Source organism: Streptomyces sp. NPDC088785, from assembly GCF_044750685.1.
Classification (GTDB): Bacteria; Actinomycetota; Actinomycetes; order Streptomycetales; family Streptomycetaceae; genus Streptomyces.
Genome location: NZ_JBIVKH010000005.1, coordinates 243,199 through 263,782 on the forward strand (window position 1 = coordinate 243,199; position 20,584 = coordinate 263,782).

A 20,584-nucleotide genomic window follows, 5' to 3' on the forward strand; every position below is an offset into this window, starting at 1 on the left:
ATGAGCCCCGGCCACCGCCTGCTGGTCAGTCGTCCTTCTTGGCAGGCTCAAGAATCGCCACGCATTCCACATGGTGCGTCATCGGAAACAGATCGAACGCCCGAAGCGTCCGCACCCGGTACCCGCCCTCCCGGAAGTACCCCAGATCCCGGGCCAGCGCTGCCGGATCGCAGGCCACGTACGCGATGCGGCGGGCGCCCAGGGTCGAGAGGTGGGCGACCGTCTTCTTGCCGGCGCCCGCGCGCGGCGGGTCCAGGACGATGAGGTCGACCTCGGTGATGCCGGTGCGCGGGAGGACCGACTCGACCTTGCCCTGCTCGATGCGGACCCGGTCGAAGGCCTCCAGGTTGTGGCGGGCGTCCTCGACGGCGCGCTTGCCGGACTCGATGCCGAGCACCGCGCCCTTGTCGCCGATCCGGTCCGCGAGCGCGCCCGCGAAGAGGCCGACGCCGCAGTAGAGGTCCAGGGCCATGTCGCCCTTGCGCGGCAGCAGCCCCTGCATGACGGCCTTCATCAGGGTGTCCGCGGCCCTGGGGTGGACCTGCCAGAAGCCGCCGCTGCCCACCCGGTACGTACGGTCGTCGGCACGCTCGCGCACGAACGGGCGTCCGTGGACGCGGTGGACGCCGCCGTCCTTCTCGCCGATCCGCATCACGGAGACCGGCTTGTCCAGCTCCACGATCGGCAGGCGGGCGCCCACCAGCGGCTTGAGGATCACCTGGCGGTCCTGCGAGCCGCTGGCCGCGATCGCCTCGACCGACTCCATGCCGGTCCAGTCGCGCTGCTCGATGCCCAGCTCGGAGACGCCCTCGGCGGCGATCATGCAGTGCTCGATCGGCTCGACCTCGTGCGAGCGGTGGCGGCGCAGACCGGCGTGGCCGTCCTCGGTCACCGCGTACTGCACGCGCGTACGCCACTGCGGGACCTCGCCCGCCGGCAGCTTGTCGCCCTCGGCCGGCATGACCGTGCCGTCCCAGCCGGCCTCCTCGGGCGTGAGGCCCGCGAGGCGCTGCAACTGCTCGGCGATGACCTCGCCCTTCATGCGGCGCTGCGCGCCGGGCTTGGCGTGCTGCCAGTCGCAGCCGCCGCAGCGGCCGGGCCCGGCGTAGGGGCAGGGCGCCTCGACGCGGTCCTTGGCGGCGTCCAGGACCCGCACGGCGTCGGCGCGCAGGAAGCGGTCGCCGTCCTCGCCGTCCGTCACCCGCGCCACGACCCGCTCGCCGGGCAGCGTGTGCCGGACGAACAGGACCTGGCCCTCGGCCGTGCGCGCGATGCAGTGACCGCCGTGCGCGACGGGGCCGACCTCGACCTCGTACTCCTCCCCCACCAGTGACTTCTTCGGTTCTGCCTGCATGGCGGGGGCTCCAGTACGTCAGGGGGGAACTAAAAACGAGCAAAGACAAGCAAGGACAAGCAAGGACAAGCACGGTCAAGCACGGCCACGTGCCAGCGGCCGGACAACAGCCCACCAGTCTACGTGGCTGTCGCCCGGCCGCTCACCACGAGCCGACCGTCCGGGAACGGGGCTACTTGCCGGTCGGCTCCTTCGGGCGCTTCTCCACCGGGCCGCGGCGCACCGCACCCGGCGCACTCCACTCGGAGCGCCGGCGGGCCCGCTTCTTCGCGGCCTCGGACGACTCCAGCTGGTAGGGCACGGAGGTGACCATGATGCCGGGTGTGAAGAGCAGCCGGCCCTTCAGGCGCAGCGCGCTCTGGTTGTGCAGCAGGTGCTCGTACCAGTGGCCGACCACGTACTCGGGGATGATCACGCTGATCGCGTCGCGCGGCGACTCCCGGCGCAGGCTCTTCACGTATTCGATGATCGGCCGGGTGATCTCGCGGTAGGGCGAGTCGAGGACCTTCAGCGGTACGTCGATGCCGCGCCGCTCCCACTCCTCGCGCAGCGCCTTGGTCTCGGCCGGGTCGACGTTGACGCTGAGCGCTTCGAGGGTGTCCGTGCGCATCAGCTTGGCGTAGGCCAGGGCCCGCAGCGTGGGGCGGTGGATCCTCGACACGAGGACGATCGAGTGGACGCGGGACGGGCGGACGCTGTCGTCGGAGGGCGTCTCCGGCGCGGCGATCTCCTCGGCGACGCGGTCGTAGTGCTTCCGGATCGCGGTCATCGTCGCGTAGAAGATGCACATGCCGAGCAGTGCGACCCAGGCGCCGTGGGTGAACTTCGTGACGAGGACGACGACGAGGACCAGGCCGGTGAAGAAGGCGCCGAACGCGTTGATCGCGCGGGAGCGGATCATGTGGCGGCGCTTGTCGGCGTCCCGCTCGGAGCGCAGGTGGCGGTTCCAGTGCCGGACCATGCCGGTCTGGCTCAGCGTGAACGACACGAAGACGCCCACGATGTAGAGCTGGATCAGCCGGGTGGAGTCGGCGCCGTAGATGACGACCAGGAGCATCGCCGCGCCCGCGAGCAGCACGATGCCGTTCGAGAAGGCGAGGCGGTCGCCGCGGGTGTGCAGCTGGCGCGGCAGGTAGCGGTCCTGGGCGAGGATCGAGCCGAGCAGCGGGAAGCCGTTGTACGCCGTGTTGGCGGCCAGGAAGAGCACCAGGGCCGTCGCCGCGGCGAGGATGATGAAGAGGAAGCTGCCCTTGCCGAAGACGGCCTCGGCGACCTGGGAGATGACCGGGTTCTGGACGTAGCCGCCGCCGACCGCGAGACCGTTGTGGATCAGGTCGGTCGCCGGGTGCTCGGCCATGCGGACCTTGGTGGTCATGGCGAGCGCGATGATGCCGCAGAACATGGTGACGGCGAGCGCGCCCATGAGGGCCAGCGTCGACGCCGCGTTCTTCGACTTCGGCTTGCGGAACGCCGGTACGCCGTTGGAGATCGCCTCGACGCCGGTGAGCGCCGCACAGCCGGACGAGAAGGCGCGCAGCAGCAGGAAGACCAGGGCGAACCCGGCCAGCCCCTGGTGCTCGGCCTTGATGTGGAAGTCGGAGGTGGGGGCCCGCATGGTGTCGCCGAGGACCAGGCCGCGGAAGGCGCCCCAGGCGATCATGATGAAGACGCCGGCGACGAACACGTACGTCGGGATGGCGAAGAGCTTCCCGGACTCCTTCACCCCGCGCAGGTTCATCAGCGTCAGCAGGACGATGACGACGCAGGCGCAGAGCACCTTGTGCTCGACCACGAAGGGGACCGCGGAGCCGAGGTTCTCGATGCCGGAGGCGATGGAGACGGCGACGGTCAGGACGTAGTCGACGAGCAGGGCGCTGGCGACGGTGAGTCCGGCCTTGGGGCCGAGGTTGGTGTTGGCGACCTCGTAGTCGCCGCCACCGCTCGGGTAGGCGTGCACGTTCTGCCGGTACGAGGCGACGACCGTGAACATCAGCACGACGACCGCGACCGCGATCCAGGGGCTGAAGTGGTACGCCGACACGCCCGCGATGGACAGGACCAGCAGCACCTCGCCGGGCGCGTACGCGACGGAGGAGAGCGGGTCGGAGGCGAAAACGGGGAGTGCGATGCGCTTCGGCAGGAGCGTTTCTCCGAGCCGATCACTGCGCAGTGCGCGCCCGATCAAGATCCGTTTGGGCACGTCGGTCAGTTTGGACACGCAGAGGATCGTAAGCGTTCGAACGGGGGGCCGCCCACCCGCCACCCCCATTCGCCCCCAGCCCTCCTCGTGACCCTCCCCACGCCCTGCCCCGCGCCCCGCCCCGCGCGGCTCCCCCGAGCGCCCGTCGCCGCCCTCCCGCGCCCCCGGTCCGCCACCTCGTCCGGCCTCGCCTTTCCCCCGTTCCGTCCGTTCTCCCCCGTCCCCGTTCTCCCGTCGCTGCGCCCCCTTCCCCCGTCCCCGCGCCCCTTCCCCCGCCTCACGCCCCGGCTCCCGCCCCCTCTCCCACCCGTTGCCGCACTCCATCCGCGCTCGACCCGCCCTCCGCGCGGGCCGCTCCCCCTTCCCGTCCTCTCCCCGTCCCCCGCCCCTCTCCTCCGTCGTTCCTCCACCCTTCCCCCCTCGCCCACGTCCGGGCGTCCGGGCGGGCGCGGGCCCCGGACGGACGCCCGGACGATCTAGTGCCTCCACGCGAAGGTCGAGTTCGCGCCCATTGCCGATACGGTGGTCCAGAACGCGAGCCGCAACACAAGCCCGCACCGTGCCCGAGATCGAGCCAGACTGGCTGGGCCGAGCCGCGAGAGAGAGACATGAGCAGGACGTTTACGCAGGTCGGTAGGCCTATGAGGAGTGCGGGGTAGGGCCGTGCATATCGTGATCATGGGCTGTGGCCGAGTAGGGTCCCAGCTTGCCCAGACCCTGGAACAGCAGGGCCACACGGTCGCCGTGGTCGACCAGGATCCGACGGCCTTCCGCCGTCTGGGCTCCGGGTTCGGCGGCCGCCGTGTCACCGGTGTCGGTTTCGACCAGGACACCCTGCGCGAGGCGGGCATCGAGGAGGCCGGCGCCTTCGCCGCCGTCTCCAGCGGTGACAACTCGAACATCATCGCCGCCCGGGTGGCCCGCGAGATGTTCGGGATCGAGAACGTGGCGGCGCGGATCTACGACCCCCGCCGCGCCGAGGTCTACCAGCGCCTGGGCATTCCGACGGTCGCCACGGTCCGCTGGACCGCCGACCAGATGCTGCGCCGTCTGCTGCCGTCCGGTGCGGAGCCGCTGTGGCGCGACCCCACCGGCGGGGTCCAGCTCGCCGAGGTGCACGCCTCGGAGTCCTGGGTCGGCCAGCGGATCAGCCGTCTCCAGGAGGAGACGGGCGTCCGTGTCGCCTTCCTGACCCGGCTCGGCGAGGCGATCCTGCCCACGTCGCAGACGGTGCTCCAGGAGGGCGACCTCGTCCACGTGATGATGCGCACGGACGATGTCGAGAAGGTCGAGGCGGCGTTCGCCGACGGCCCTGAAGGGGAGGGCGGTCACTGATGAGGGTCGCCATTGCCGGAGCCGGTGCCGTCGGCCGCTCGATCGCGGGCGAGCTGCTGGAGAACGGGCACGAGGTCCTGCTCGTCGACAAGGCGCCGACCGCCATCTCGGTCGAGCGCGTCCCGCAGGCGGAGTGGCTGCTCGCCGACGCCTGCGAGATCACGTCCCTGGACGAGGCGGCGCTCCAGCGCTGCAACGTGGTCATCGCGGCCACCGGCGACGACAAGGTCAACCTGGTCGTCTCCCTGCTCGCGAAGACCGAGTACGGGGTCCCGCGCGTCGTCGCCCGGGTCAACAACCCCAAGAACGAGTGGCTGTTCAACGAGTCGTGGGGCGTGGACGTCGCCGTCTCCACCCCGCGCCTGATGTCCGCCCTGGTCGAAGAGGCCGTCAGCGTGGGCGACCTGGTCCGGCTGCTGCGCTTCAGCCACGGTGACGCGAACCTGGTCGAGCTGACGCTCCCGCCCGAGTCGGCGCTCGCCGGCACGCGCGTGGGTGACGTCCAGTGGCCGGAGGACACGTCCCTGGTGACGATCATCCGTGGCACGCGCGTCCTGGCGCCCAGCCAGGAGGACTCCCTGGAGGCGGGCGACGAGCTGCTGTTCGTGGCCGCCCAGGCCCGCGAGGAGCAGCTGGAGGACCTGCTGTCGGTCCGCCGCGCGGACGCATAGCGCACGAGGATCTTGGACAGGGGCGGGCCCCGGTGAGCGTGCTCACCGGGGCCCGCCCCTGTCCGATCGATTCGGTGCGACCGCGCGCGGGCCGCACCCGCACCCGCGAGCCGCGAACCGTCAGCCGTCAGCCGTCAGCCGTCAGCCGTCGCGACGATGCCGTGCGGGCCCGCCGGAGGCAGCGGTCCCCTCAGAGGCGGTGGCCCCCTCGGAGGCGGTCTCCCGCTCCTTGGCCGCGGCCTCCTCCGCCTCCATCTCCGCGAACACGTCGATGGGCGGCGGCGCCTTGGCGAGGAACACCCAGGTCAGCCACACGGCGAGCAGGAACGGCGGGATCTTCAGCGCGATGAGCACCCAGCCGAACTGCGTGTTGTCGGAGTCCGTGTCGGCCCAGAAGTACATCGGGAAGAGAATCGCGCACTTGGCGAGCAGGATGAGCCCCCAGGCCCAACTCGCCTTCGCGTAGGCCTTCTTGCGGCCCGGGTTCCGCGTCCGCCAGGACAGGTTCTCCTTGAACACCGGGCCGAGGATCAGCCCGATCAGCGGGACCCCGCACAGAGTGGTCACGATGTACGCGACCGCGAGCCCCAACGTGTAGAGCATGCCCGGCAGATAGAAGTCCTTGGCGTTGCCGGTCATCATCGCGAAGACGACACCGAAGGCGACGCCGAAGACCCCGCTGAAGGCGTGCTTGACCGTGCCCTTCCTGACCAGGCGCACGACCACCAGGACGAGGGACACCGCGAGGGCCGCGATGGCCGACACGTGCAGGTCCTTGTTGATCGTGAAGATGGTCACGAAGAGGAGGCCGGGGACCACGGTCTCCACCATGCCCCGCAGGCCACCGAAGGCCTCGAAGAGCGCGGCCTCGGTCACCGCCCTGTCCGTGGTCGCGTCGGCATCGACACCGGCTTCGCGATCGGTCGGCTTGTCGAGGGACGTCACCGGCTACTCCCGTCCGAGCGGTCTGAGTTCGTATTTGGGGTTGAAGAGCACCCTACGGCCCCGGATCATCGAGATCCGCCCCGATGCGATCAGCTTGCGGCCCGGCTCGATGCCCACGATCGAGCGCCGGCCGAGCCAGACCACGTCGAGCGCGGCCGAGCCGTCGAACAACTCCGCCTCCAGAGCGGGGACTCCGGCGCGTGGTCGCAGGGTCACCGTGCGCAACGTACCAGTAACGGTCACGATCTGTCGGTCGTGGCAGTCACCGATACGCGTACAGCCAGTGGTCTCCGAGTCCTCGCGCAGCTCCTCCGACTCCAGGTCCTCCTGCGAGGTGGAGAGTCGGTCGAGCATGCGCCGGAATCGGCCCGCAACAGCACTCATACAGGAAGCGTACCCGGGGCCACGGACACGGACGCAGGGGCTACTTCTCGAACCTGTAGCCCATTCCCGGCTCCGTGACGAAGTGCCGCGGATGCGAGGGGTCGGTCTCCAGCTTGCGGCGCAGCTGCGCCATGTACACCCGGAGGTAGTTCGTCTCCGTCCCGTAGGACGGCCCCCACACCTCCTGGAGCAACTGCTTCTGGCTCACCAGGCGTCCCGTGTTGCGCACCAGCACCTCCAGGAGGTGCCACTCGGTCGGGGTGAGCCGGACGTCCCGGCCGTCGCGGTGGACCTTCTTGGCGGCCATGTCGACGGTGAAGTCGGAGGTCTCGACGATCCCCTCGTCCTCGCCGCCGCCGGTCGGCTCGGCCCGCCGCACGGCCGCGCGCAGGCGTGCCAGCAGCTCGTCCATGCCGAACGGCTTGGTGACGTAGTCGTCGGCGCCCGCGTCGAGCGCCTCGACCTTCTCGTCCGAGGAGTGCCGGGCGGACAGCACCAGGATCGGCACCCGGGTCCAGCCGCGCAGGCCCCGGATCACCTTGACGCCGTCCATGTCGGGCAGCCCCAGGTCGAGCACCACGACGTCCGGGTGGCGCGCGGCGGCCAGCTGCAACGCCTGCGCGCCGTCGGAGGCGGCGTCCACCTCGTACTTGCGCGCCTTCAGGTTGATGACGAGGGCGCGGACGATCTGCGGCTCGTCGTCGACCACGAGCACCCGGGTCATGCGGACCTGCCTCTCTGAGCTGTCGTGCTGATCAATGGTTGATCAAGTGTGGGGTCCGGCGTCCGGCCGGCGTGCGCCGCGCGCAGGGTGAGGACCATGGTGAGGCCGCCGCCCGGGGTGTCCTCCGCGGTGAGGGTGCCGCCCATCGACTCGGCGAAGCCCCGCGCGACCGCGAGGCCGAGGCCCACTCCGGCGCCCCGGGGGGCGTCGCCGTAGCGCTGGAAGGGGGCGAAGATGCGGTCCTTCGCCTCGTCCGGGACGCCGGGGCCGCGGTCGACCACCCGCAGTTCCACGCGGTCGCCGAGCGTGCTGGCGGCGACCAGGACGGGCTCGTCGGGCGGGCTGTACTTGACGGCGTTCTCGACGATGTTCGCCACCGCGCGCTCCAGCAGCCCCTTGTCGACGCTCACCATCGGCAGCGTCTCGGGCACGTCCAGGTCGACGCTGAGGTCCGGGTCCGGTACGCCGACCAGGGCCAGCGGCACCACTTCGTCGAGGTCGATCTCCCGGATCAGCGGGGCGACCGTGCCCGTCTGGAGGCGCGACATGTCCAGGAGGTTGCCGACCAGGTGGTCGAGGCGGTCGGCGCCCTCCTCGATCCCGGCGAGCAGTTCCGCCTGGTCCTCGGGCGACCATTCGACGTCCTCGGAGCGCAGGGAGGACACCGACGCCTTGATGCCGGCCAGCGGGGTGCGCAGGTCGTGCGAGACGGCCGCCAGCAGGGCCGTGCGGATGCGGTTCCCCTCGGCGAGCGAGCGGGCCTGGTCCGCCTCGGAACGCAGCCGCTGCCGGTCGAGGACCACGGCGGCCTGCGCGGCGAAGGCGGCGAGCACCCGCCGGTCCTCGGCGGGCAGGACCCGGCCGGACAGGGCGAGGGCCAGGTGGTCCCCCACCGGCATGTCGACGTCCGCGTCCTCGGGGCGCCCCAGCGGGCGCGGTCCGGCGCTGCCCGCGCAGGTCCAGGGCTCGGTGTCGCTCTCCCGTTCGAGGAGGGCGACGGAGTCCATCGCGAAGGTCTCCCGTACGCGTTCCAGGAGCGCCTCCAGGCTGGTCTCGCCGCGCAGCACGCTGCCCGCGAGGAACGACAGGATCTCGGACTCGGCGCGCAGCCGGGCCGCCTGGTGGGTGCGCCGGGCCGCGAGGTCGACCACGGACGCCACCGCCACCGCGACCCCGACGAAGATCGAGATGGCCACGATGTTCTTCGGGTCCGCGACCGTCCACAGGTGCAGCGGCGGGGTGAAGTAGTAGTTCAGCAGGAGCGAGCCGAACGCGGCCGAGGCGAGCGCCGGGAGCAGCCCGCCGACCAGCGCCGACGCCACGATGAGCGACAGGAACAGCAGCATGTCGTTGGCGAGGCCGAGGTTGCTGTCCACGTTCGTGAGGATCAGGGCGAGCAGCGCGGGGCCGCCGACGCCGATGAGCCAGCCCCACACGACGCGGGAGCGGCCGAGCCGGGCGCCGCGTGCGACGGGCAGGCCGCGCCCCTTGGCGACCTCCTCGTGGGTGACGATGTGCACGTCGAGGTCGGGCCCCGACTCGCGGGCGACGGTGGCGCCGACGCCGGGCCCGAACACGTACTGCCAGGTCTTGCGGCGGGAGGAGCCGAGCACGATCTGGGTGGCGTTGACCCCGCGCGCGAACTCCAGGAGGGCGGCGGGGATGTCGTCGCCGATCACGTGGTGGAACGTTCCGCCGAGGTCCTCGACGAGGGTGCGCTGGAGCGCCAGTTCCTTGGGGGACGCGGCCGTGAGGCCGTCGCTGCGGGCGATGTACACGGCCAGGACCTCGCCCCCGGCGCCCTTCTCGGCGAGCCGCGCGGCCCGCCGGATCAGCGTCCGGCCCTCGGGGCCGCCGGTGAGGCCGACCACGATGCGCTCGCGGGCCTGCCAGGTGGAGCGGATGTTGTGCTCGCCCCGGTACTCCTGGAGGTAGGCGTCCGCGCGGTCGGCGACCCAGAGGAGGGCCAGTTCGCGCAGCGCGGTCAGATTGCCGGGGCGGAAGTAGTTGGAGAGGGCCGCGTCGACCTTGTCCGGCTTGTAGATGTTGCCGTGGGCCATGCGGCGGCGGAGCGCCTGGGGCGACATGTCGACCAGTTCGATCTGGTCGGCCCGGCGGACCATCTCGTCGGGGACGGTCTCGCGCTGGCGGACCCCGGTGATCGACTCGACGACGTCGCCCAGCGACTCCAGGTGCTGGATGTTGACGGTGGAGACGACGTCGATGCCGGCGGCGAGCAGCTCCTCGACGTCCTGCCACCGCTTGGCGTTGCCGGAGCCGGGCACGTTCGTGTGGGCCAGTTCGTCGACGAGGGCGACGGCCGGCGCCCGCCGCAGGACGGCCGCGACGTCCATCTCCTGGAAGGCCGCACCCCGGTACTCGACCCGCGCGCGCGGGACCTGCTCCAGGCCGTGCAGCATCACCTCGGTGCGGGTGCGCCCGTGGTGCTCGACGAACGCGACCACGCAGTCGGTGCCGCGCTCGACGCGCCGGTGCGCCTCGGAGAGCATCGCGTACGTCTTGCCGACGCCCGGTGCCGATCCGAGGTAGATCCGTAGCTTGCCGCGTCCCATGGCCCCATTGTCTTCCAGTCGGCGTCGTTCGGTCGGCGCTCCACGCAGCGTCGACTGTACGGCCGGTGATCCGGACAAAGGGGATGGTTGCCTGGTGGGCGGGCGGCTTTGACGCAACCCTGATGCGCCGGGGCCGCCCGCCCCCTCCGGTCAGCTCGGGTTCTCGGCGTGGGTCAGGGTCTCCCAGGCCACGAACAGGTTGTTCGAGCCCGCGGGCCGCTGCTGCTCGGTGAGCTTCTGGGTGTTGCTCATCGCGGTGCCGAGGCGGGTGTGCAGGGCGTTGTAGCCGACCTCCGTGACCGGGCCGAGTCCGCGGGTGACGCTGCCGCCGCACAGCCAGCCGGGCGGCGCCTCGCCGAGCTCGTACCTGGCCTGGAAGCCGAGCGCCTGCCGCAGCCGCTCGCCGACGTCCGTGCCGTACAGGTCCTGGCCCTGGATGCGGCTGGTCTCGGCGATGTGCGAGATGGCCGAGATGCCGTACCCGGTGTGCGTGAAGTCGCGGCAGGTCTCCTGCGTCAGACCCGCCACGAAGGTCGACTGCCCCTGCCAGTAGGCGACGATCTTCGCCTTGGTGTCGAGGTTCTGGCCGGGCACGGTTCTGGGGAGGGCGCCGTCGGTGGGCAGATAGACGTACGCGGCCGTGCGCGTCCGGAACGTCGCCATGGCCTTGTCGTACGAGGCCCTGTCCTCCAGGAAGACGGAGATCCCGACGGCGGCCTCCATCATCGACAGCTCCCAGTTGCCGTTGGAGTGGCTGCCGTTGATGACCTCGGCCAGGTAGACGTCGCGCAGCAGCGTCCGGAAGCGGCCCTCGTTCGCCCAGCCGCCGCTGTACGTGTATTTGATGATCTCGGCGGCCTTGGGCCAGGAGGAACCGGCCCAGCCGGTCTGGAGCGGCGCGTTGCTGTTGGTGTGGCTCTTGAGGGTGCCCGACCAGGCGTCCATGAGCGCGATGGACTTCTTCGCGTACCGCTCGTCGCGGGTGATGTACCAGGCGAGGGCGTCCGTGTACGCGGCTATCGCATCCTCGCGCTCGTCGGTGCAGCCGTAGTTGGGGTCGGAGTACGGGCCGCACTCGACGGTGGCGCGGGGCTTGGGGGTGCGGTTCAGGTCCGCGTACTTGCTGGCCATCATCTGGTCGAAGGCGCTCTTCCAGGGCTGCGCCCCGGCGGCGACCTTGGCCCTGGCGAAGTCCAGCTGTCCCTGGGAGACGGTGACTCCGGGGTGCGCGAAGGCGGCCGGCGCGGCGGCGGCGCGCTCGGCGCCGGGCCAGGCGAGGACGCCGGCGACGAGGGCGGTGACGGCGGTGGTGGTCGTCAGGGTGGCGAGCAGGGCGGTGCGCGAACGTCTGTGACGAGCCTGCATGGTGGGGGCCATCCGTTCCCGTATATGAACGTGGGGCGCCGATGTGAACTCCGGCGTTGGGCGGTGACCCTAGGTACGGACCAGCCTTCCGTCAAGACCTGAAGAAAGAACCGCGCCGGGGCGCGGGCAGCGAAAAGCCGGGGGCCGCGCACCCCTGAGGGATGCGCGGCCCCCGGCCGCGTACGACTGCCGAACCGCGTCAGCGGATCTCGGTGATCTCCGGACCGCGGGCCAGCTGGCCCATGCCGCCGGAGAAGCGCGAGGCCTCCTGGCTGTCCTGACCGGCACCCTCGGCGACCATCTGCGCGTCGTCCGGGAGCTTGAGGACGATCGGGTCGCGGGGGGCCATCGGACCGTCACCGCGCACCACGACCGTGTCCCGGAAGATCTGCTCCAGCAGACCGGCGGCCTGCGGCTGCACCGCGCCCTGACCGGAGATCACGCCCCGCAGGAACCAGCGCGGGCCGTCCACACCGATGAACCGGACGACCTGGAAGCCGCCCGTGCCGTCGGGCAGCTGCACCGGCACCTGGGCGCGCAGCTCCCAGCCGAGCGAGCCCTCGATCTCGTCGATGACACCACCCTGCTGGGTGATGCCCGAGGCGATCTCCTCGCGGACCTCGCCCCAGATGCCCTCCTTCTTGGGGGCGGCGAAGGCCTGCAACTGGATCGCGCTGTCCCGCAGGACGACGGTCGCGGCGACGATCGCGTCACCGGCGACCTCCACGCGCAGCTCCATGCCCTCCACACCGGGGACGAAGAGGCCGCCGAGGTCGACCCGGCCCTCGCCGGGCTCGCGCACCTCGGAGCCGTCCCAGGGGCCGTCGGGACGCGGCTCGGGCTCGAGTCGCACCCGCCGCGACCCGGTCGCGGCGTCGTCGTCGGCACTGTCGACGCTGTCGTCGACGACCTGCTCGGCCTCGCCCGCCGCGTCCACTGCGTCCTCAGCGGAGCTGTTCTTCTTGCGACGTCCGAACACGTCACTGTCCTTCCCGGTCGGATACGACCGAAGCGTATCGATTCCCACCCTTTTGACCGCCTGTGTCCTCGACGGCCCCGGCGGAGCCGCCCACAGAGGCATGCCCGCCGGTGGACCCGAAGCCCCCCTCGGCCCGCGCCGATCCGGGAAGCTCCGCGACCTCGTGGAAGCGGACCCTCTCGACCTGCTGGACGACCAGTTGGGCAATCCGGTCGAAGCGCTCGAACCGCACGCTCTCGCGCGGGTCGAGATTCACCACGATCACCTTGATCTCCCCACGGTACCCGGCATCCACCGTCCCCGGGGCATTCACCAGAGCGACACCGCAGCGTGCGGCGAGACCGGATCGTGGGTGCACGAAGGCCGCGTACCCCTCGGGGAGGGCGACAGACACTCCGGTGGGCAGCACGACGCGCTCGCCGGGGGCGAGTTCGTGCGCCTCGGTGGTCCGCAGATCGGCACCGGCGTCGCCGGGCTGCGCGTACGCGGGCAGCGGTACGTCGGGGTCGACGCGCCGGATGAGCACGTCGAGCGACTGCTGGGTCACGGGTTCACCTCGAAGGCACGGGCGCGCCGGATCCGATCCGGGTCGCTCATGGCAGCCCGGATCTCCTCCGGGCGGCCGTTGTCGATGAAGTGGTCGACCTTGACCTCGATGAAGAGGGCGTCGGCGCGGACGGCGACGGGCCCGTCGGGGCCGCCGATCCTGCCGGTCGCGGTCGAGTAGATCTTGCGCCCGGCCACCGCGGTGATCTCGGCGGACAGGTGCAGCACGGTGCCCACCGGCACGGGCCGCACATAGTCCGTCTCGAGGCGTCCGGTGACGGCGATGGCCTGCGTCAGCCAGTTCAGCGAGCCCAGCGTCTCGTCGAGCGCGGTGGCCAGCAGGCCGCCGTGTGCGAGACCGGGGGCACCCTGGTGCTCGGGGCGTACGGTGAACTCGGCGGTGACGGTGACGCCGTCGCCGGCCCGGGCGGCCAGGTGCAGCCCGTGCGGCTGTTCGCCGCCGCAGCCGAAACAGTGTCCGTAGTGCGGGCCGAGGAGGTCGCCGGGGGCGGGCGCGTCGGGGTGCCGCACCGGCGCTATCGCGTCGGCCGGGGGCGTCAGAGCTGCTGAAGTACCACTCACAGGCGCAGACCTTACCTGCGCGTCCAGCACCCGCACGCATCGTGCCAAGCTAGTCCGCATGGAGCTCTCGACTGTGCCGTACGAAGAACGACTCACCGCGCCCCGTTCGTGGTGGCTCATCACCTTTCTCGTCGGGGTCGCGGGCGGCATCATCGCGCTGCCCTTCGGCACGCTCCCGCTGCTGGGCGGCTTCGTCGTCTTCCTGCTCGTCGCGGCCGTCATCACCAGTTCGTACGGCTCTGTCCGCATCCGTGTCGTGGGCGACTCGCTGATCGCGGGCGACGCGAAGATCCCGCTGTCCGCACTGGGCACCGTGGAGATCCTGGACGCCGAGGAGGCGCGCGCCTGGCGCATGCACCGGGCCGACCCGCGCGCCTTCATGCTGCTGCGCAGCTATGTGCCGACGGCGGTGCGGGCCGAGGTCGTCGACCCGCAGGACCCCACCCCGTACGTGTATCTCTCGACCCGCGAACCTGAAGCTTTGGCAAAGGCTCTGGGCGGCGGGTCAGCCCTCTAGCTCCAGGGGGTCGCCCGGGGGCTCCAGGGGCGGCAGGTCGGCGAGGGCGTCCCACGGCACCTGGACGGGCCGCAGGTCCTTGCGGATCCGCTCGGCGAGCTTCTTGGTGTCGCGCCGGTTCATCACCGCGCCGACCGCGGCACCGACCATGAACGGCGTCAGGCTCGGCAGGTTCCGCACCATCCGCTTCATGATCTGCTGGCGCAGCTCGCGCTTCATCTGGCCGCCGAGCGCCGCGTTCACCGTCGTGGGCTTGGTCATGTCGATGCCGCGCTCGTCCGACCAGGAGTGCAGATAGGCCGTGCTGCGGTCCTTCAGACCGCCGGGCGGGCGCAGTCCGTAGACCTCGTGCAGTTCGGCGATGAGCTTGAGCTCGATGGCCGCGACGCCCGTGATCTCCGCGGCCAGCTCGGTGGGCATCGCGGGCGGTACGGGCAGCATCGCCGCGGCACCGACTCCGGCGCCCACGGTGGACGTCGCGTTCGCCGCGCCGGCGACCAGCTTGTCCGCGAGCCGCTCGGGCCCGAGGCCGGGGAACTGTTCGCGGAGGGTCGCGAGGTCCCGTACGGGCACCCGCGGCGCGTTCTTGATGATCTGGTCGGCGAGATAGCCGATACCGGCCCTGGCGGCGGCGCCGCCCTTGGCCATCCCCGTTCTCGCGGCACTGCCGCCTCTGGTCATCCCCGTTCTCGCGACGCCGCCGCTCTTGCGGACGCCGTCCCTGACGGCGGCCACCCGGCGTCGGGCCGCCTCTGCCCTGGGGTGCGTCCCGGTGGCCCGGTCGGCCTCCCGCAGCTCCACGGCGTCCACGGCTCCCGCCGACGCCGCTGCCGACAGGTCGCCCGTCACCTCGTGACCGTCCGCCACTTCGAGCGAGGCCTCTTCACCGGCTGCGCCGGGGAAAGAGCCCCGCTCGTCGTCACGCACGGCCTCCGACGGGCCTTGAGCCGCATCCCGCTGCCTACTGCGGATGCGGCGCTTCCAGGGCGGGGTCGAGCCAGTCATGCCCGACCCTGCCTCAGTCGCAGTCGCGACAGATCGGCTGCCCGTTCTTCTCCCGCGCGAGCTGGCTCCGGTGGTGCACCAGGAAGCAGCTCATGCAGGTGAACTCGTCCTGCTGCTTGGGCAGGACACGGACGGCCAGCTCCTCGTTCGAGAGGTCGGCGCCCGGGAGCTCCAGGCCCTCGGCCGCCTCGAACTCGTCCACGTCGACGTTCGACGCGGACTTGTCGTTCCGCCGGGACTTCAGTTCTTCGATGCTGTCCTCATTGAGGTCGTCATCGGTCTTGCGTGGAGTGTCGTAATCCGTTGCCATGTCGCCTCTCCCCCTCTGGGTGTATGCGGTGTCTCAGCGCACGTAACGCATGAGAGGCCGGACTTGTGCCCGACCTGAGGCGGAGATTTTGCCTCACATCAAGGTCTGTTACTCAATCGACACCCAACCGGATCCCCCGAGAGTGATCAGCTTGGGTGGCGAACGGGACCGTACACGGTCCCGATATCGCACTGCACGACCGCCATCCCGTGTACTTCCCGTGATCAAGGCGCCCGAAAACCCGGATTTTCCAGGCTTTCTACCGTCTTGAGCGATCACGGACCGTAGATGACCGGAAATTCGCCCATGTGATCGATCACACAGGATCCCTCCCGGCGCAGGTCCCGAAAATTCCGCTAAAAGCGAACTCCGTCAGCGCGTCGGCGGAAGCATGTCAGATCCGCACGCGCTGTGCATCTCGAACCGCTTCAGTACTCGCCCTAGAGGGGCAGGGTGACGCGCATCACCAGGCCACCCCCCTCGCGGGGTTCCGCCACGATCCGGCCGCCGTGGGCGCGCGCCACGGACCGGGCGATGGAGAGCCCGAGGCCCACGCCCTTGTCGCTGCCGGTCCGCTCGGTGCGCAGCCGCCGGAACGGTTCGAAGAGGTTGTCGATCTCGTACGCGGGGACCACCGGCCCGGTGTTGGCCACGAGGAGGACCGCCTGACCGTGCTGCGCCTCGGTGTCGACCTCGACCCAGCCGTCCTCCGGCACGTTGTACCGGATCGCGTTCTGTACGAGGTTGAGCGCGATGCGTTCCAGGAGCACGCCGTTGCCCTGGACGACGGCCTCCTTGCGCTCGCCGCGGATCTCCACGCCCTTGTCGTCCGCCTCCGACCTGGCCTGGTCGAGCGCCTGGGAGGCGACCTCCGCCAGGTTCACGGGCTTGCGCTCCACGATCTGGTTGTCGCTGCGGGCGAGCAGCAGCAGGCCCTCCACGAGCTGCTCGCTGCGCTCGTTGGTGGCCAGGAGGGTCTTGCCGAGCTGCTGGAGCTCGACGGGGGCGCCCGGGTCCGAGAGGTGGACCTCCAGGAGGGTGCGGTTGATCGCGAGCGGGGTGCGCAGCTCGTGCGAGGCGTTGCCGACGAAGCGCTGCTGGGCGGTGAACGCCCGCTCCAGGCGGTCGAGCATCTCGTCGAAGGTGTCCGCCAGCTCCTTGAGCTCGTCGTCCGGGCCGTCCAGTTCGATCCGGCGTGTCAGGTCCGTGCCGGCCACCCGGCGCGCGGTGCGCGTGATGCGGCCGAGCGGGGACAGCACGCGGCCGGCCATGGCGTAGCCGAAGGCGAACGCGATGATCGCGAGGCCGAGCAGCGCCATGAGCGAGCGGCTGAGGAGGACGTCGAGCGCGTGCTGGCGCTGCTGGTTGACGCAGGCGTTCAGCGCGTCGTTCAGCTGGGAGTCCGACGGGTTGGACGGGAAGCTGCACACATTGCTGACGATGTTGACCGTGCTGCCGTTGTCGACGATCTTGAACGGCAGTTCGCTGCCCACGTTCAGTGCCTGCGCCGCGAGCAGATAGATGATCGACAGCAACAGGATGCCCGCGATCAGGAACATGCCCCCGTAGAGGAGCGTGAGCCGTATCCGGATCGTGGGGCGCAGCCACGGGAAGGGCGGTTCGTCCTTCGGTCCTGGCAGCCAGGTCGGCTTCGGCGGCGTCGTGGGCCTGGGGGGCGCGGGCGAGGTGGCCATCGAGTGATCAGATCCGGTATCCCGAGCCCGGCACGGTGACGATCACAGCGGGTTCGCCGAGCTTGCGGCGCAGGGTCATGACGGTGACCCGCACGACGTTGGTGAACGGGTCCGTGTTCTCGTCCCAGGCCTTCTCCAGGAGCTGTTCGGCCGAGACCACCGCTCCCTCGCTGCGCAGCAGCACCTCCAGCACGGCGAACTCCTTGGGCGCCAGCTGGATCTCCTTGCCGTCGCGGAACACCTCGCGGCGGTTGGGGTCCAGCTTGATGCCGGCGCGCTCCAGGACGGGCGGCAGCGGCACGCTGGTGCGCCGGCCCAGGGCCCGGACCCGGGCCGTCAGCTCGCTGAACGCGAAGGGCTTGGGGAGGTAGTCGTCCGCGCCGAGCTCCAGGCCCTCCACCCGGTCGCTGACGTCGCCGGAGGCGGTCAGCATCAGGATGCGGGTGGACATGCCCAGCTCGACGATCTTGCGGGCGACGTCGTCGCCGTGGACGAGCGGGAGGTCGCGGTCGAGGACGACCACGTCGTAGTCGTTGACGCCGATGCGCTCCAGGGCGGCCGCTCCGTCGTACACGACGTCGACGGCCATGGCCTCCCGGCGCAGTCCGGTGGCCACCGCATCGGCGAGCAGTTGCTCGTCCTCGACGACGAGTACGCGCACGTCGCTTGTCCTTCCACTAAAGCCTTCGGTCGCCCACGGACAGCGCTCGGGCGCAGGTGGACAGGTCCGGTCACGGGGTTGTGGGTCACCATCCTGCCCCTTTCGGCCATAAACCGGCTGTAAGGCGGCCTGGCGTCCGGGGAATGCGGGATTTTCTCGCCGGGTTGAGGTTTCTGCGGAAGGGCCCGCGGGGAGGACGGAGCTACACCCGCGATCACGCTTTGTATGTGGCATGCCACGAGCCGCTGTCGAGTCCGCCTCCCGCACGGCGGGCCGATTCGTGATCGCCCCTTCCACAGGGCACACCCCCGTGCCACCGACCCACGACCCAGGACGAGGGGGCGCAACCATGGACGCATTCACCGCAGGCCTGCTCCAGCGCATAAAAGCGGCCGAGACCGACCTGACGCTGGCGCGCGAGACCGGCGACGACTTCCTCGCCGAGGTCGAGCAGGGCGAGCTGGACGATCTCCACCGCCTCGCGGCCGAGCACGGCGTGGAGATCCACGCCTCGGCCGTCTGACGCACGCACCGCTCCACGTACCGCACGCACCGCACACAGAGGCACACCGCACCACCACAGGGAAGGGCCCCGGCGCCTGGTTCGATCCAGGCGGGCGCCGGGGCCCTTCTCGCGCCCACCGTGGGGCTCGGGGAGATCAGTCGTGCCAGGCGCCGAGCTCTTCGAGGCGGTTCTGGAGCGCCTCGAAGAGGCCGGGCGGAGCGGCGACCGTCAGCTCGCCCGACAGCACGTCCCCGGGGCGGCCGCCGGTGCGGGCCCCCGCCTCGCGCGCGATGAGGTCGCCGGCCGCGAAGTCCCAGGGGTTCAGGCCGCGCTCGTAGTAGGCGTCGAGCCGGCCGAGGGCCACGTCGCACAGGTCGATGGCGGCCGAGCCGCCGCGCCGGATGTCGCGGACGTGCGGCACCAACTCCCGTACGACATCGGCCTGACGGGCCCGCCGCTGCGCGAGGTAGCCGAATCCCGTTCCGACCAGTGCCTGCTCGAAGGGCGGCGCCACGCGCACGCGCGCGGGCTCGTCGTTCACGAACGCGCCGCCGCCGAGGACCGCGCGGTAGGTCTCCCCGCGCATCGGGGCCGCGACGACGCCGACGAGTGTCTCGCCGTCCTTGCGGGCCGCGATCGACACGGACCACTCGGGGCGCCCGTACAGGTAGTTGACCGTGCCGTCGATGGGGTCGATCACCCACTCGACGCCGCTGGTGCCCTCCGTGGCGGCGCCCTCCTCGCCGAGCACGCCGTCCCCGGGGCGGCGCCCGGCCAGGAAGTCGGTGATCAGCTTCTCGGAGGCGATGTCCATCTCGGTGACCACGTCGACGGCGCTGGTCTTGGTGGCGGCGACGCCGAGGTCGGCCGGGCGGCCGTCGCGCAGGAAGGTGCCCGAGCGGGCCGCCGCCTCCAGGGCGACGTCGAGGAGCTCTGCCTTCAGATCGCTCACAGCGGTGTCCTTACGCGTACGGGCTGTCGGCGCCCGCGGCCGCGGGCTTGGGGGCGCGGGCCGGGCAGCAGCCCACCGGGCAGAGGTCGTGGCTCGGGCCGAGCGCGCCGAGTGCGCAGGGTGTGACGTTCCTGCCGCTCTCGGCGGCGGCGCGCTCCAGGATCAGCTCGCGCACGGCGGTGGCGAAGCGCGGGTCGGCGCCCACGGTGGCGGAGCGGCGCACCGGCAGGCCGATCTCCGCCGCCTTGTCCGTGGCCTCCGTGTCGAGGTCGTACAGGACCTCCATGTGGTCCGAGACGAAGCCGATGGGGGCCATGACGACGGCGGGCACGCCGGCGTCCCTGCGCTCCTCCAGGTGGTCGCAGATGTCGGGCTCCAGCCAGGGGATGTGCGGGGCGCCGGACCGCGACTGGTAGACGAGCCGCCAGGGGTGGTCGACGCCGGTCTCCTCGCGCACGGCGTCGGCGATCAGCCGCGCGACGGCCAGGTGCTGCGCCACGTACGCGCCGCCGTCGCCGTGGTCCTCGACGGGTCCCGAGGTGTCGGCCGCGGCGGTCGGGATGGAGTGCGTCGTGAAGGCGATGTGCGCGCCGTCGCGGACGTCGTCGGGGAGGTCGGCGAGCGAGGTCAGGACGCCGTCGACCATGGGGCGCACGAAGCCGGGGTGGTTGAAGTAGTGCCGCAGCTTGTCGACCCGCGGGACCTCCAGGCCCTCGGCCTCCAGGGCGGCCAGCGACTCCGCGAGGTTCTCCCGGTACTGGCGGCAGCCCGAGTAGGACGCGTAGGCGCTGGTGGCGAGGACCACGATGCGGCGGTGGCCGTCGGCGACCATCTCGCGCAGGGTGTCGGTCAGGTAGGGCGCCCAGTTCCTGTTGCCCCAGTAGACCGGCAGGTCCAGGCCGTGCTCGGCGAAGTCCTTGCGCAGGGCGTCGAGCAGCGCCCTGTTCTGGTCGTTGATCGGGCTGACCCCGCCGAACAGGAAGTAGTGCTGTCCGACTTCCTTGAGCCGTTCCTTGGGGATGCCGCGGCCCCGTGTCACGTTCTCCAGGAACGGGACGACGTCGTCGGGGCCCTCCGGGCCTCCGAAGGAGAGCAGGAGCAGGGCGTCGTACGGGCGGGCGTCGAGGCTGGCAGCGTGCGCTTCTGGCATGTGTTCGATCCTGCCACCCGTCACTGACAGGCGGAAAACTGCCATGCCGGTCGAACTCCGACACGCGTAAGCTGTTTGAGCCGCGTTCACGCCTTACCTGTTACGCCCCGCACCGTGCCGAGCCGCCCTCGG

Annotated in this window: 20 protein-coding genes; 4 read left to right on the forward strand and 16 right to left on the reverse strand. The window is 71.1% G+C overall.

Annotated features, from left to right (window positions below; genetic code table 11):
* Positions 1 to 25: 25 nt before the first annotated feature.
* Positions 26 to 1,354: a class I SAM-dependent RNA methyltransferase gene (locus tag ACIP5K_RS18185; RefSeq protein WP_401410609.1), complete on the reverse strand. Its 1,329-nt coding sequence runs from the start codon at positions 1,352 to 1,354 to the stop codon at positions 26 to 28.
* Positions 1,355 to 1,526: 172 nt separating this feature from the next.
* Positions 1,527 to 3,572 carry an APC family permease gene (locus ACIP5K_RS18190; protein ID WP_401410611.1) on the reverse strand — a complete coding sequence of 682 codons (2,046 nt, stop codon included), beginning with the start codon at positions 3,570 to 3,572 and terminating at the stop codon, positions 1,527 to 1,529.
* Positions 3,573 to 4,217: 645 nt separating this feature from the next.
* Here ACIP5K_RS18190 and ACIP5K_RS18195 point away from each other — a divergent pair.
* Both ACIP5K_RS18195 and ACIP5K_RS18200 read left to right on the forward strand, forming a co-directional pair.
* Positions 4,218 to 4,889: a potassium channel family protein gene (locus ACIP5K_RS18195; RefSeq protein ID WP_401410613.1), complete on the forward strand. Its 672-nt coding sequence runs from the start codon at positions 4,218 to 4,220 to the stop codon at positions 4,887 to 4,889.
* Positions 4,889 to 5,560 (forward strand): potassium channel family protein, encoded by a 672-nt coding sequence (locus tag ACIP5K_RS18200; RefSeq protein WP_401410615.1) that lies wholly within the window; start codon positions 4,889 to 4,891, stop codon positions 5,558 to 5,560. Before ACIP5K_RS18195 ends, ACIP5K_RS18200 begins: the two co-directional genes overlap by 1 nt.
* Before the next feature lie 141 nt (positions 5,561 to 5,701).
* On the opposite strand, the gene ACIP5K_RS18205 is transcribed toward ACIP5K_RS18200, so the two are convergent.
* The 8 genes from ACIP5K_RS18205 to ACIP5K_RS18240 form a co-directional block, all read right to left on the reverse strand.
* Complete coding sequence (locus ACIP5K_RS18205) at positions 5,702 to 6,505, reverse strand: DUF3159 domain-containing protein (RefSeq protein ID WP_401410616.1); 804 nt, start codon at positions 6,503 to 6,505, stop codon at positions 5,702 to 5,704.
* Positions 6,506 to 6,508: 3 nt separating this feature from the next.
* Positions 6,509 to 6,889 carry an OB-fold nucleic acid binding domain-containing protein gene (locus ACIP5K_RS18210; protein WP_401410618.1) on the reverse strand — a complete coding sequence of 127 codons (381 nt, stop codon included), beginning with the start codon at positions 6,887 to 6,889 and terminating at the stop codon, positions 6,509 to 6,511.
* A 40-nt stretch (positions 6,890 to 6,929) separates the two neighbouring features.
* On the reverse strand, positions 6,930 to 7,613 hold the full coding sequence (locus ACIP5K_RS18215; RefSeq protein WP_401410620.1) for a response regulator: 684 nt from the start codon (positions 7,611 to 7,613) through the stop codon (positions 6,930 to 6,932).
* Complete coding sequence (locus ACIP5K_RS18220; RefSeq protein ID WP_401410622.1) at positions 7,610 to 10,186, reverse strand: ATP-binding protein; 2,577 nt, start codon at positions 10,184 to 10,186, stop codon at positions 7,610 to 7,612. The genes ACIP5K_RS18215 and ACIP5K_RS18220 overlap by 4 nt, the downstream gene beginning before the upstream one ends.
* A 150-nt stretch (positions 10,187 to 10,336) precedes the next feature.
* The gene (locus ACIP5K_RS18225) at positions 10,337 to 11,551 is read right to left on the reverse strand and encodes an alginate lyase family protein (RefSeq protein WP_401410624.1); all 1,215 of its coding nucleotides are present in this window, start codon (positions 11,549 to 11,551) and stop codon (positions 10,337 to 10,339) included.
* A gap of 199 nt (positions 11,552 to 11,750) precedes the next feature.
* Positions 11,751 to 12,530, reverse strand: a complete 780-nt coding sequence (locus ACIP5K_RS18230; protein ID WP_401410625.1) for a DUF3710 domain-containing protein — start codon at positions 12,528 to 12,530, stop codon at positions 11,751 to 11,753.
* A gap of 1 nt (position 12,531) precedes the next feature.
* Entirely contained in the window at positions 12,532 to 13,077 is a 546-nt protein-coding gene (dut, locus tag ACIP5K_RS18235) for a dUTP diphosphatase (protein ID WP_401410627.1), read from the reverse strand.
* Positions 13,074 to 13,658, reverse strand: a complete 585-nt coding sequence (locus ACIP5K_RS18240) for a PaaI family thioesterase (RefSeq protein ID WP_401410628.1) — start codon at positions 13,656 to 13,658, stop codon at positions 13,074 to 13,076. The genes dut and ACIP5K_RS18240 overlap by 4 nt, the downstream gene beginning before the upstream one ends.
* 58 nt (positions 13,659 to 13,716) lie before the next feature.
* On the opposite strand from ACIP5K_RS18240, the gene ACIP5K_RS18245 reads away from it, so the two are divergent.
* A complete protein-coding gene (locus ACIP5K_RS18245) occupies positions 13,717 to 14,175 on the forward strand; it encodes a DUF3093 domain-containing protein (RefSeq protein WP_401410629.1) in 459 nt (152 codons plus the stop codon).
* Here the strand turns inward: ACIP5K_RS18245 and ACIP5K_RS18250 are convergent.
* From ACIP5K_RS18250 to ACIP5K_RS18265, 4 genes are all read right to left on the reverse strand, one after another.
* Positions 14,164 to 15,180 carry a hypothetical protein gene (locus tag ACIP5K_RS18250; RefSeq protein ID WP_401410631.1) on the reverse strand — a complete coding sequence of 339 codons (1,017 nt, stop codon included), beginning with the start codon at positions 15,178 to 15,180 and terminating at the stop codon, positions 14,164 to 14,166. The genes ACIP5K_RS18245 and ACIP5K_RS18250 overlap by 12 nt on opposite strands.
* A 13-nt stretch (positions 15,181 to 15,193) precedes the next feature.
* Positions 15,194 to 15,490 carry a DUF4193 domain-containing protein gene (locus ACIP5K_RS18255; protein ID WP_018535993.1) on the reverse strand — a complete coding sequence of 99 codons (297 nt, stop codon included), beginning with the start codon at positions 15,488 to 15,490 and terminating at the stop codon, positions 15,194 to 15,196.
* A 440-nt stretch (positions 15,491 to 15,930) separates the two neighbouring features.
* Positions 15,931 to 17,184 (reverse strand): sensor histidine kinase, encoded by a 1,254-nt coding sequence (locus ACIP5K_RS18260; protein ID WP_401410633.1) that lies wholly within the window; start codon positions 17,182 to 17,184, stop codon positions 15,931 to 15,933.
* A 7-nt stretch (positions 17,185 to 17,191) separates the two neighbouring features.
* Positions 17,192 to 17,845 carry a response regulator transcription factor gene (locus tag ACIP5K_RS18265; protein ID WP_111662538.1) on the reverse strand — a complete coding sequence of 218 codons (654 nt, stop codon included), beginning with the start codon at positions 17,843 to 17,845 and terminating at the stop codon, positions 17,192 to 17,194.
* Between the two features lie 349 nt (positions 17,846 to 18,194).
* Between ACIP5K_RS18265 and ACIP5K_RS18270 the strand changes: the two genes are divergently transcribed.
* The gene (locus ACIP5K_RS18270; protein WP_401410635.1) at positions 18,195 to 18,368 is read left to right on the forward strand and encodes a hypothetical protein; all 174 of its coding nucleotides are present in this window, start codon (positions 18,195 to 18,197) and stop codon (positions 18,366 to 18,368) included.
* A 136-nt stretch (positions 18,369 to 18,504) separates the two neighbouring features.
* Here the strand turns inward: ACIP5K_RS18270 and ACIP5K_RS18275 are convergent, their stop codons facing one another.
* Both ACIP5K_RS18275 and ACIP5K_RS18280 read right to left on the reverse strand, forming a co-directional pair.
* The gene (locus tag ACIP5K_RS18275) at positions 18,505 to 19,302 is read right to left on the reverse strand and encodes an inositol monophosphatase family protein (RefSeq protein WP_401410637.1); all 798 of its coding nucleotides are present in this window, start codon (positions 19,300 to 19,302) and stop codon (positions 18,505 to 18,507) included.
* Between the two features lie 10 nt (positions 19,303 to 19,312).
* On the reverse strand, positions 19,313 to 20,452 hold the full coding sequence (locus ACIP5K_RS18280; RefSeq protein ID WP_401410638.1) for a ferrochelatase: 1,140 nt from the start codon (positions 20,450 to 20,452) through the stop codon (positions 19,313 to 19,315).
* Between the last annotated feature and the right edge of the window lie 132 nt (positions 20,453 to 20,584).

Bases quoted from the DNA above. Each gene is read 5' to 3' on its own strand.
- ACIP5K_RS18185 (WP_401410609.1), bottom strand. From the start codon at position 1,354: ATGCAGGCAGAACCGAAGAAGTCACTGGTGGGGGAGGAGTACGAGGTC.
- ACIP5K_RS18200 (WP_401410615.1), top strand. From the start codon at position 4,889: ATGAGGGTCGCCATTGCCGGAGCCGGTGCCGTCGGCCGCTCGATCGCG.
- ACIP5K_RS18210 (WP_401410618.1), bottom strand. From the start codon at position 6,889: ATGAGTGCTGTTGCGGGCCGATTCCGGCGCATGCTCGACCGACTCTCC.
- ACIP5K_RS18215 (WP_401410620.1), bottom strand. From the start codon at position 7,613: ATGACCCGGGTGCTCGTGGTCGACGACGAGCCGCAGATCGTCCGCGCC.
- ACIP5K_RS18220 (WP_401410622.1), bottom strand. From the start codon at position 10,186: ATGGGACGCGGCAAGCTACGGATCTACCTCGGATCGGCACCGGGCGTC.
- ACIP5K_RS18225 (WP_401410624.1), bottom strand. From the start codon at position 11,551: ATGCAGGCTCGTCACAGACGTTCGCGCACCGCCCTGCTCGCCACCCTG.
- ACIP5K_RS18245 (WP_401410629.1), top strand. From the start codon at position 13,717: ATGGAGCTCTCGACTGTGCCGTACGAAGAACGACTCACCGCGCCCCGT.
- ACIP5K_RS18250 (WP_401410631.1), bottom strand. From the start codon at position 15,180: ATGACTGGCTCGACCCCGCCCTGGAAGCGCCGCATCCGCAGTAGGCAG.
- ACIP5K_RS18255 (WP_018535993.1), bottom strand. From the start codon at position 15,490: ATGGCAACGGATTACGACACTCCACGCAAGACCGATGACGACCTCAAT.
- ACIP5K_RS18260 (WP_401410633.1), bottom strand. From the start codon at position 17,184: ATGGCCACCTCGCCCGCGCCCCCCAGGCCCACGACGCCGCCGAAGCCG.
- ACIP5K_RS18270 (WP_401410635.1), top strand. From the start codon at position 18,195: ATGGACGCATTCACCGCAGGCCTGCTCCAGCGCATAAAAGCGGCCGAG.
- ACIP5K_RS18280 (WP_401410638.1), bottom strand. From the start codon at position 20,452: ATGCCAGAAGCGCACGCTGCCAGCCTCGACGCCCGCCCGTACGACGCC.